The organism is Streptomyces sp. SID12501 (genome assembly GCF_010550245.1).
GTDB lineage: Bacteria > Actinomycetota > Actinomycetes > Streptomycetales > Streptomycetaceae > Streptomyces.
The window spans coordinates 1-419 of sequence record NZ_JAAGLU010000809.1; the positions used below are offsets into that span (position 1 = coordinate 1).

1 rRNA gene is annotated in these 419 nt (G+C 58.5%); it reads left to right on the forward strand.

Going from position 1 to position 419, the window contains the following annotated elements:
• Window positions 1–237: 237 nt before the first annotated feature.
• Window positions 238–419 (forward strand): 23S ribosomal RNA (locus G3I71_RS48575); the annotation flags it as partial.

Sequence of the window (419 nt, forward strand, 5' to 3'; positions counted from 1 at the left end):
TGGGTGGAACGTTGATTATTCGGCGCCAGACGATCTGATGGTTCTCAAGTACTGCTTCGGCGTGGAAAGAGAATTCGGAAGAGGTCTGGTGCCTGGCACGTTGTTGGGTATCTGAGGGCACGGCCGTAAGGTCTTGTCTTCGCGATGCCGGCCCCAGTGAACTCGTCAGCTTGTCTGGTGGGGTGATGGGTGGCTGGTCGTTGCTTGAGAACTACACAGTGGACGCGAGCATCTGTAGGCCAAGTTTTTAAGGGCACACGGTGGATGCCTTGGCACCAGGAACCGATGAAGGACGTGAGAGGCCGCGATAGGCCCCGGGGAGCTGCCAACTGAGCTTTGATCCGGGGGTGTCCGAATGGGGAAACCCGGCAGTCGTCACGGGCTGTCACCCACTGCTGAACACATAGGCAGTGTGGAGG